2 protein-coding genes and 1 pseudogene are annotated in these 1,590 nt (G+C 37.2%); 2 read left to right on the top strand and 1 reads right to left on the bottom strand.

Annotated features, from left to right (window positions below; genetic code table 11):
* Positions 1-436 (top strand): nucleoside monophosphate kinase (locus H5072_RS18910; protein ID WP_182694443.1); only part of this gene is annotated, 436 nt, incomplete at its 5' end.
* Positions 437-522: 86 nt separating this feature from the next.
* Here H5072_RS18910 and tpx read toward each other — a convergent pair.
* Positions 523-1,104 (bottom strand): thiol peroxidase, encoded by a 582-nt coding sequence (gene tpx, locus H5072_RS18915; protein WP_182694444.1) that lies wholly within the window; start codon positions 1,102-1,104, stop codon positions 523-525.
* Between the two features lie 233 nt (positions 1,105-1,337).
* Between tpx and H5072_RS18920 the strand changes: the two are divergent.
* Positions 1,338-1,469: pseudogene (locus tag H5072_RS18920) on the top strand (response regulator); the annotation flags it as partial.
* Positions 1,470-1,590: the final 121 nt, after the last annotated feature.

Genomic DNA, 1,590 nt, shown 5'->3' on the forward strand with positions numbered 1-1,590 from the left:
GCGTATTACTAAAGCGGATTGTGAGAAAGGTTTTTTACTTGATGGCTTCCCGCGCACAATCCCGCAAGCGGATGCAATGAAAGAAAATGGCGTAGTGGTTGATCACGTTATTGAATTTGACGTGGCTGATGAAGTCATTGTTGAGCGTATGGGCGGACGTCGCGTTCATCCTGGTTCTGGTCGTGTTTACCACGTTGTTTATAATCCACCAAAAGTGGAAGGTAAAGACAACGAAACTGGCGAAGACTTAATTGTTCGCGCTGATGATACTGAAGAAACAGTACGTAAACGTTTAGGTATTTACCATGAGCAAACTATGCCATTGGTTGATTACTATCAAGCAGAAGCGGCTGCTGGTAATACTCAATACCATAAACTAGATGGTACACAAGCTGTTGAAACTGTTAGCCAACAACTTGGTGAACTTTTAGGTTAATTATAAAGTACATTAAAAAACCGCCAATTGGCGGTTTTTTGTTTTAAGGGATTTAGCATTGCTTAATTAGTGCTATTTAATCGGCTTTACAGTGTTTTAAGTTTTTCAATCACGCTGTTGTATTCAGGTTCAGTTGAAAGGCTACTAACTAACTGTTTATAAATGACGTTATGGCTTTCATCTAAAATAAAGACTGTTCGCGTTAGTAAGCCCATATCTTTAATAATCAATCCGTATTTTTGACCAAAATCACGCCAAACAGAATCTGATAACGTAGTGATTTTATCGATATTTTCAGCTTTGCAAAAACGCTTTTGAGCAAATGGTAAATCAGCACTAATTGTTAGCATAACTACACTTGGGAATTGTGAGGCTACTTTTTCATTAAAGTGCTTAGTTTGCAGGCTACAAATGCCGGTATCTAGGCTGGGTACTACACTTATTAATACAGCTTGGCCTTTATAATCCTCAAGTGTCACTGGAGTAAAGTTGTCATCAACAACTTTAAAGTTTGGCGCACTATCTCCAATTGAGATACCTTGACCTAATAAAGTGACTGGTTTGCCTTGCGCGGATACTTTTCCTGCATCAAGCGTGTTTTCTGGATAGTCGGCTGCAATAGCCACAGAACAAAATGAACTCAAAGCAAAGGCAAGTGAACGTAACATAAGGTATTTCCTTTTAAATTAACGCAATGGGAGTCAGTGTATTATACTGGGCTATAGTTACCAAGTGATTAAACCTGCTTAATAGAGTGGGTATTAGCTCTGAAATATAAAAATTGTAACTATGCTAAACTTTGATTAACATGAAGTTACAAAAGATATCTTCAATAATAAAAATAAAAACCATCATAAAATGATTTTAATGCTCATTACTGGTTTAGAAACAGAGAGATAATATGTCAACATCGGTATTAATATGTGATGACTCGAAATTAGCTAGACGTCAGCTAGCTCGCTCATTACCTGAAGATTGGGACATTAAAGTTGAATTTGCACTTGACGGCGTTGATTGTATAAAGCAAATAAAGTTTGTATGGTAAGTATCGCCACATACCATTTAATTTACGCATATCACGCGTGCCTGTTTCATGATCGATAATACCAACGGCCATAAATAACGACGCTTTAAACGTTGCATGGTTAATTATA

This window comes from Pseudoalteromonas sp. SR45-5 (assembly GCF_014163565.1).
Classification (GTDB): domain Bacteria; phylum Pseudomonadota; class Gammaproteobacteria; order Enterobacterales; family Alteromonadaceae; genus Pseudoalteromonas; species Pseudoalteromonas distincta.